An 8428-nucleotide genomic window follows, 5' to 3' on the forward strand; every position below is an offset into this window, starting at 1 on the left:
TTTCAGCAATATCGCTAACGACAACAAAAAGGGATCAAATCCACGATGAAAAAAAAATACAATGTTCGATCTCAGGTAACCCCTAAGATTGGCAAAACAATTCTTAAATTAAGTACCCTTAGTTTAAGCATGATGTGTCTTACCCTGGCACAGGCAGCAGAAACTGAACAATCAAGTACAGATGAAAAACCCGTTAAAGTTGTAAAAGTTGCTGTAACGGGCTCTTCAATTAAAGGGGTCGCGGCACAAAGTGCTTCACCCATTACTATAGTGAAAGTTGATGAAATCTTAAAACAAGGGGTAACAACAACTGAAGAGGCTTTGGCAAAGATTAGTGCAAACCAATCGAACTTTGTGACTGCAAGTAATGTAGGCACAAGTAAAACAGCTGGCTCGGCAGCAAACCTTAGAGCCTTGGGCGCCAATAAAACACTTGTTTTACTGAATGGCCGTCGATTAGCTGCAAACGCTTATGATAGCGGTGTTACAAACTTAAATATTATTCCACTCGCCATGTTAGACCGTATTGAGGTTTTACGAGATGGCGCCTCTTCCATTTATGGGACAGATGCAATTGGCGGGGTAATTAACTTCATTACCAAAAAGCAGTTTACAGGACTTAATCTAACCGCAGGCTATCAAAAACCAGAACAAAAAGGCGGCGAGCAACAAGACTACAGCATATTTGGCGGATTTGGTGATTTAGACGAAAATGGCTATAACGTTTTTGGTGTTGTCGACTATCGTAAAGGCGATGATGTCATGGCCAAAGATCGTAAAGTCAGTCAGCGTGGAGGAATATTACCCGAATTAGGTGTCAATAGAACCAGTAGTGGTTCATTCCCTGCCAATGTCCCAGGTTTAGGTAATCCTTACGCATCTACTGGTTGTGGTAATAATCCTCTTAATAGTAACGATGATGGAACTTGTCGATATAACAGTCAGGCTGTGATTGGAATTGTTCCAAAAACAGAAGACATCTCAGCTATGGGCCGAGCTACTTTTAAACTGAACGATAACTTTAATGCGATTGCAGAATATTTATATGCAAGAAGTGAAGTCACTACTTCAGTTGCACCAGATGTATTTTTTGATTTGACGCTTGACCCTAGCAGTAAATATTATCCAGGAAATGGCATAACTCCTGCTCTTGCTGGTGCTACTGGAACTATCCCTCTATATCTGCGTTCACAATCGGGTAATCGTATAAGTAATAGTATTAACCAGTCACATAGAATATTTGCAGGTATTGAGGGTGAAACGCATGGTTGGGACATTAACTCTGGTGTTACCTATGCACATAGTAGTGCATCGGATGCTATCGTAAGTGGCTATTTAAACTTTGATAAAACACAAGAAGCTTTAAACAATGGTATTTTAAACCCATTCGGACCACAAAACCCTGAAGATGCTAATGTATGGAATGAGTTAGGAGTTGAAGGTAAATACTTAAAAGCTAACCTGGATACAACTACCGTTGATTTCACTGCAAGTCGACCTATATTTAAATTACCAGCTGGAGACGTTGGTTTTGCTGTTGGAGCAAGTTATCGTTATGAAGATTGGACTTCAAAAGTTGTTACTGATGTTGCCCGAGTGGCACCTAGTACAGGTGTCGATCCTGATGAACCAGTAAATACTGGAGATCGTAATATTAAATCGGTATTTACCGAATTTCATATCCCCCTTCATAAAACTTTAGAGGCTCAAATTGCCGCTCGTTATGATGACTACAATGATTTTGGTGATACGTTTAATCCAAAATTTGCACTTCGTTGGGAACCTATTAAACAGTTAATGTTCCGTACAACTTATAGTACAGGTTTCAGAGCACCAACACTTTGGGAGGTTAATGGTGCAAATTCGATAACCAATACAGGTGCATCATATAATGACCCACTGCTTTGCCCTGGTGGAGTTGTACAACCAGGAGGGCAAAAAGAACGTGATTGTAAGATGCAATTCGACAGACAAAATGGAGGGAATAAAACTCTAGATCCAGAAGAATCAAAGTCTTTTACTGCTGGCTTAGTGTTTGAACCAATTAAAAATTTAGCTTTTACTCTCGATTACTTCAATATCGAAGTCGACAAGCAAATTGCTACACTTTCAGAAACTGCTATTTTTAATGACCCAGTGAAATATGCAGACAAATTTGTACGTAATCCTGATGGCTCATTAGATTATATTATTACAACCCAACAAAATTTGGGTGGGATTAAAACTTCTGGTTTCGATGTGGGCTTAAGTTGGGTTTCACCAATGACTGCTACAGGTCGTTTCGGTTTCAACATTGATGGTACATATATAACAGACTACAAATACCAAGCCGAACCAAATGGTGAATGGATAGGTGTTGCAGGGTCATATAGCGGCTTAGACTATCAATCCATTATTCTTCGCTGGAAACATACTGCAAACCTAAATTGGAATTATGAAAACTGGGCTTTAAATCTACAACAAAACTTCTCTCGCGGGTACCAAGATCAAAACTCCAATGACCAAAACCATAGAGTCAGTGACTATACAACATATAACATTTCAGGCACATACAAAGGCTTTAAAAATCTAGAAGTTACAGCGGGTATCAAGAATATTTTTGATGAAGACCCTCCCGCTTCTAATGTAATTGATAACTTCCAAATGGGATATGACCCACGTTACGCAGATCCTTTAGGACGTACTTACTTTGTACGAGGTACATATAAGTTCTAAATGGTTGTTCTGCAAACATGACTTTAAAGATCGTGTTTGCAGACCGAATACTCACCCTTAGTCAAACATTAATTTAAGAATTGTTTGTCTCAAGTTTCAGGAGTAACTATGGGCATGACTTTTACAGACATAGAAAATAAATCTGCCAAACGCCTAATTGGTATTGCTGCAGTGCTTTTTCTGCATCTTCTTGTTGCCTATATTCTGATGTCAGGTTTAGCAAACAATATTCAAAAACCAGCAGAAAAACCTGTGGAATTACAAATTATTCAGGATATTAAACCACCTCCTCCACCAAAACCAGAGGAGCCAAAACCCAAGGAACAACCTCCTGAGCCACCTAAAATGGTAGAAAAAGTTGCCAAAGTTCCTGAGCCAGTGAAACAGGTTGAAAAAGTGACACCTGTACAAAAAACGACGCCAGTGGCTCAACCGACTAAAGTGGCTACCCCAGCTCCTGCTGCACCTAGTACCCCATCACCAAGCCCTGTTGCCGCACCTGCTCCAGTAGCTGCTGCGCCGGCACCCAAACCAGCTGGTGTAAGTCGTGGTGTTTCAGAAGGTTCTGCTGGCTGTGAGAAACCAGATTATCCACGCGAAGCAGAAATGAGTGGTGAACAAGGCACTGTCCGCATTCGAGTTTTAGTTGATACCAATGGCAAAGTCATAGAAGCGAAGGTAAAAAAATCGAGTGGTAGTAGGATCCTTGATAAGGCGGCAACTAAAGCTTACAGCTTATGTACGTTCAAACCAGCAATGAAAGATGGTGTACCTCAGCAAGATTGGTATGAAATTGAATATCCATTCGTAATTGAATAAACAATTGAATTAGCAAGAAATTAAAAAATATTGGAGATATGTGATGAAAAAATCAACTCAACCCTTAGTACGTTTCGCTTCTGCAAGTTTGATCGCAGCTTGTTCGTTACTTCCATTAAGCTCAGTTTTCGCAGAAGAAACAAGCACTGCTCCTGTGGCAACAGCAACTACCGAAGCTACTTCAAATGCCAATACTCCAACTCCACCACCTAAGCCTGCAACGAGTGAAACTGTTAAAAACCCATATGGCCTAGAAGCTCTTTGGCGTGAAGGTGACTTAGTTGCTAAATCTACCTTATTTATTTTAGTACTCATGTCGATTGGGACTTGGTACATCATCATTTCCAAACTATTACAACAAGGTAAAGTCAAACGCCAAGGTAAAGAAGCTGAAAAACATTTCTGGGAAGCTACTTCCCTTGATAATGCTGCAGAAGGTCTAGAACAAAGTAGTGCTTATCGTTTTATTGCAGAAAAGGGCATTAATTCAACTAAATCACACGGAGGTTCTTTACTTGAGCGCATTGATTTTAATACTTGGGTGAGCATTTCAATTCAACGTGCTATTGAAAAAATACAAAATCATTTAGGTGGTGGTTTAGCCTTTTTAGCAACGGTTGGTTCCACAGCACCATTTGTAGGTCTATTTGGAACAGTATGGGGAATTTATCATGCATTAACAGCCATCGGCATTTCAGGTCAAGCATCTATCGATAAAGTTGCAGGCCCCGTTGGTGAAGCTTTAATTATGACGGCTATTGGTCTTGCAGTCGCAGTACCTGCTGTACTTGGTTACAACTGGCTGACTCGCCGCAATAAAGCCGTTATGGAAAATGTCCGTTCATTTGGTTCAGATTTACACGCGGTTTTATTAAGCGGAGAGATTAATACCAATAATTCAGTTAACCGTAGTATTAAATAATCAGGAGCAAACATTATGGGTATGAGTGTTGGTTCTGAAGATGATGACGAAATGATTGGAACAATTAACACGACACCTCTGGTGGATGTTATGTTGGTTTTACTTATTATTTTTCTAATTACTATTCCAGTAGTTACACATACGGTTCCAGTGAAACTACCGGAAGAAAAAAATACTCCGTACGCAACCACCCCTGAAAATATTCAACTCTCAGTGAATAAGACAGGAGATATTTTCTGGAACGAAAGTTATGTGCCTAATAAAGAGATATTACTGGCAAAACTTCAAGCAGTTGCACAAAAAAGACCTCAGCCAGAAGTTCATATTCGAGGAGATCAGCTTACCCATTTTGAAGCGATAGATCAGGTCATTAGTACAACCAAACAAGCTGGTATTGGCAAAATTGCCTTTGTTACTACCCCTCCAGCCTCCCCGTAATTAACTTAAGGAGAATTTTATGGGTATGAATGTCGGCTCAAATAATGATGATGACGTGATGTTAGAAGTCAACATGACACCTCTTATTGATGTCATGCTGGTACTCATTATTATGTTTATTATTACCATACCTGCGCCAAATAACGCGATTAATATTAATTTGCCAAATGGCACACCGCCACCAACAAATGAAAAGCCACCTGAAGTCATTGATGTTCGTATTGATGCAGCAGGAAAAGTATTTTGGAATAACCAACAGGTTTCTGACCGCACCGCACTAGAGACTTTATTTCAAGGTGTTGTTGCCAAAAAAGATCAAGACCAGATCAAACTTAAACCTGACCAAATGGCTGAATATAAAAACGTAGCAATGGTCATGGCTACAGCACAGCGTTTAGGTGTCACTAAAATTGGAATTGTAAGTAATAACTAATATTGCTTTTAAATCTATTTAATTCTATTAACTCCTGCGCTAACTTGAATCTTCAGTTAGCGTTTTTTTTGAAGGGAAATATTCAACTCTAAAATAATATCGCCGCATTCATCATATTCCCCAGTTTCTATAAAACCCATTTTTTTATAAAGTTTATTAGCAACGTGATTAGATGATTTATACATAGTTCGAATGCGTTTAGCTCCTTTTGTGAATATTTCATCAATGGCCATTTGTAACGCTACAGTACCATAGCCTTTAGCCTGATTATTTTTATCAATCATAAAACGAAACAACCAAAATAATGTCTCATCAGGTGGATCAATTTCGACACAATACATTAAGAACCCAAGGACTTCATCATTAAAACAGATTACTCGTGGACAGTAATGTTCTTCCACTTTAGACTCAGCAATAGAATATACATTTGGTGCAACATAATCTTTTTGAGATTCATCCAACGATAATCTTGCACATAGAAGCCAATTCTCACGATCAAGATCTTTTAGACTAATCAAATTCAAAACCTTTTAGCTATAAATTCCCTTTCTATAAGCACAAAATATACCGAAAATAAAAAGCCTCCGAAGAGGCTTTTTTTAAAACAGGTTTAAATTAGTCACCTGTATAACCTTTTAATTTTAAACGAGCAGCGTGTAGTAACGGTTCAGTATAACCAGAAGGTTGTTCACAACCCTTAAAGATAAGGTCAGAAGCTGCTTGGAAAGCAATATTCGTTTCAAAGTTAGCTGCCATTGGCTTATACAATGGATCATTCGCATTTTGCTCATCAACAATTTTTGCCATGCGTTTAAGCACTTCTTCAACTTGTTCACGAGTTACAATACCGTGACGTAACCAGTTAGCAACGTGTTGAGAAGAAATACGTAAAGTCGCACGGTCTTCCATTAAGCCCACGTTGTTAATATCAGGAACTTTCGAACAACCCACACCTAAGTCAACCCAACGAACAACGTAACCTAAAATACCTTGGCAGTTATTTTCAAGCTCATTATTAATCTCTTCTGCTGACCAGTTTGTTTCTGGTGCAAATGGAGGGGTTAACAAGTCATCTAATGACAACATTTCTTCAGCTTTTAACTGATCTTGACGTGCTTTTACATTTACTTGATGGTAATGCATCGCGTGAAGTACAGCACCAGTTGGAGATGGAACCCAAGCACATGAAGCACCTGCATTTGGATGTGCAGCTTTGGTTGCTAACATATCTTTCATGCTATCTGGTTTTGGCCACATGCCTTTACCAATCTGTGCTTTACCTTGTAAACCACATTTCAAACCAATTGCAACGTTACGATTTTCGTAAGCAGCAATCCATTTTTGTGTTTTAACAGCTTCTTTACGAACAACTGGCGCAGCTTCCATAGAAGTATGGATTTCATCACCCGTACGGTCCATGAAACCAGTATTAATAAAGATGGTACGGTCTTTAGCAGCAGCAATACAGTTTTTCAAGTTTACAGATGTACGGCGCTCTTCATCCATAATACCGATTTTTAACGATTTAGGTGGTAATCCAATCGCCTGTTCAGCACGTTCAAATAACTCTACAGCAAACGCAACTTCTTCTGGACCATGCATTTTTGGCTTAACAATATACATAGAGCCTTTGCGTGAGTTCTTATTTTCGTTTGTACTACGGATATCAGCAACTGATAACAATGGTGTTACCAATGCATCCATAATGCCTTCGAAAATTTCTTCCCCATCTACTAAAATAGCTGGGTTAGTCATTAAGTGACCTACGTTACGAAGTAACATAAGTGAACGACCATGAAGTTTTGTTGTACCACCAATTAAGTTTTTAATTTCGCGGTCTTTATTTAGGTCACGAACAATCGTTTTACCATTCTTTTCAATAGATTCTTGAAGTGTACCCTTCATTAAACCTAACCAGTTACGGTAACCTTCAACTTTTTCTTCAGCATCTACCGCAGCAACAGAATCTTCTAAATCTTGAATTGTGGTCACTGCCGCTTCAAAGGTTAAATCCTTAACACCAGCTGAATCAGTTTGTCCAATTGGGCTAGATGGATCAATTTCGATAATGACATGAAGACCATTACTTAATAGTACGACTTCTGAAGGATTTGCTTGTTCACCATTGAAACCAACAAATTGAGCTTCATGAGCTAAACTTGTTTTTGAACCATCTTTCAAAGTTACAACGAGTTTATTTTGCTCAATCGCATATTTTGTTGCATCTGCATGCGAACCTTGAGCAAGCGGGAAAACTTCATTTAAGAAATTCTTAGCGAACTCAATCACTTTCGCGCCACGTACCGGATTATATCCTTTGCCCTTTTCAGCTCCACCTTCTTCAGAAATTACATCGAAGCCGTAAAGTGCATCATATAAAGAACCCCAACGAGCATTTGCTGCATTTAAGCAATAACGTGCATTACGTACAGGCACAACTAACTGTGGTCCTGCCAATAATGCAATTTCTTCATCAACGTTTTCGGTTGTGATTTGGAAGTCTTCAACTTCTGGTAATAAATAACCAATTTCAGTTAAGAACGCTTTATAAGCACCTAATTCAAATTTGTTGTTACGGTGCCATTCATCAATTTTTGCTTGTAATTCATCACGCTTAGCCAATAATGCTTTATTTTTTGGGCTAAGATCGACAACAACTTGCTCAAAGTTCTTCCAGTAAGTTTCACTATCTAAACCAGAACCTGGTAAAGCTTCATTTTCGATAAAATCGTAAAGTTCTTTAGCAATCGCTAACTTGCCTTTTTGAATACGTGCAGTCATTGTCTTTCCTGAAGTTGCTACTTTTTATACCAAGAGAATCCTAGTATACCGATTTAAATTAAGCTGAATACTAATATCACATTCCTAAATAGTAAGCATTTTCCCTTGCAAGACTATTGACAAAGATAAATTTTTCTATAAAGGAAATATTAAAATTCTAACTAGGATTCCCAATAATTTATTCAATATTTAAAGATACTGAAACTAGACTTTTTGTTAACAGACAAAAAATCTCACTATCTTGTTTTTCTAAAGCGTATTTAGTTATATCAAACTTTACAGCGTGAAAAAGCACTATTTAACTAAATTTATCAATTTTT

7 protein-coding genes are annotated in these 8428 nt (G+C 38.4%); 5 read left to right on the forward strand and 2 right to left on the reverse strand.

The window, feature by feature from the left end; all coding sequences use genetic code 11:
* Window positions 1–45: 45 nt before the first annotated feature.
* From HUN22_RS13580 to HUN22_RS13600, 5 genes are all read left to right on the forward strand, one after another.
* Window positions 46–2715, forward strand: a complete 2670-nt coding sequence (locus tag HUN22_RS13580; RefSeq protein WP_217488189.1) for a TonB-dependent receptor — start codon at window positions 46–48, stop codon at window positions 2713–2715.
* Between the two features lie 108 nt (window positions 2716–2823).
* Window positions 2824–3534 carry an energy transducer TonB gene (locus tag HUN22_RS13585; protein ID WP_174730357.1) on the forward strand — a complete coding sequence of 237 codons (711 nt, stop codon included), beginning with the start codon at window positions 2824–2826 and terminating at the stop codon, window positions 3532–3534.
* 40 nt (window positions 3535–3574) lie between these two features.
* On the forward strand, window positions 3575–4456 hold the full coding sequence (locus tag HUN22_RS13590) for a MotA/TolQ/ExbB proton channel family protein (RefSeq protein WP_174730360.1): 882 nt from the start codon (window positions 3575–3577) through the stop codon (window positions 4454–4456).
* 15 nt (window positions 4457–4471) lie between these two features.
* Window positions 4472–4894: an ExbD/TolR family protein gene (locus HUN22_RS13595; protein ID WP_151747996.1), complete on the forward strand. Its 423-nt coding sequence runs from the start codon at window positions 4472–4474 to the stop codon at window positions 4892–4894.
* Between the two features lie 19 nt (window positions 4895–4913).
* Window positions 4914–5327: an ExbD/TolR family protein gene (locus HUN22_RS13600; RefSeq protein WP_017389510.1), complete on the forward strand. Its 414-nt coding sequence runs from the start codon at window positions 4914–4916 to the stop codon at window positions 5325–5327.
* Window positions 5328–5383: 56 nt separating this feature from the next.
* Here HUN22_RS13600 and HUN22_RS13605 read toward each other — a convergent pair whose 3' ends face one another.
* Together HUN22_RS13605 and HUN22_RS13610 are read right to left on the reverse strand one after the other, a co-directional pair.
* Window positions 5384–5845: a GNAT family N-acetyltransferase gene (locus tag HUN22_RS13605; RefSeq protein WP_217484506.1), complete on the reverse strand. Its 462-nt coding sequence runs from the start codon at window positions 5843–5845 to the stop codon at window positions 5384–5386.
* A 97-nt stretch (window positions 5846–5942) separates the two neighbouring features.
* On the reverse strand, window positions 5943–8108 hold the full coding sequence (locus tag HUN22_RS13610) for a malate synthase G (protein WP_174730366.1): 2166 nt from the start codon (window positions 8106–8108) through the stop codon (window positions 5943–5945).
* Window positions 8109–8428: the final 320 nt, after the last annotated feature.

Origin of the sequence: Acinetobacter lactucae, from assembly GCF_013344765.1 — a bacterium.
Classification (GTDB): Bacteria; Pseudomonadota; Gammaproteobacteria; order Pseudomonadales; family Moraxellaceae; genus Acinetobacter; species Acinetobacter lactucae_A.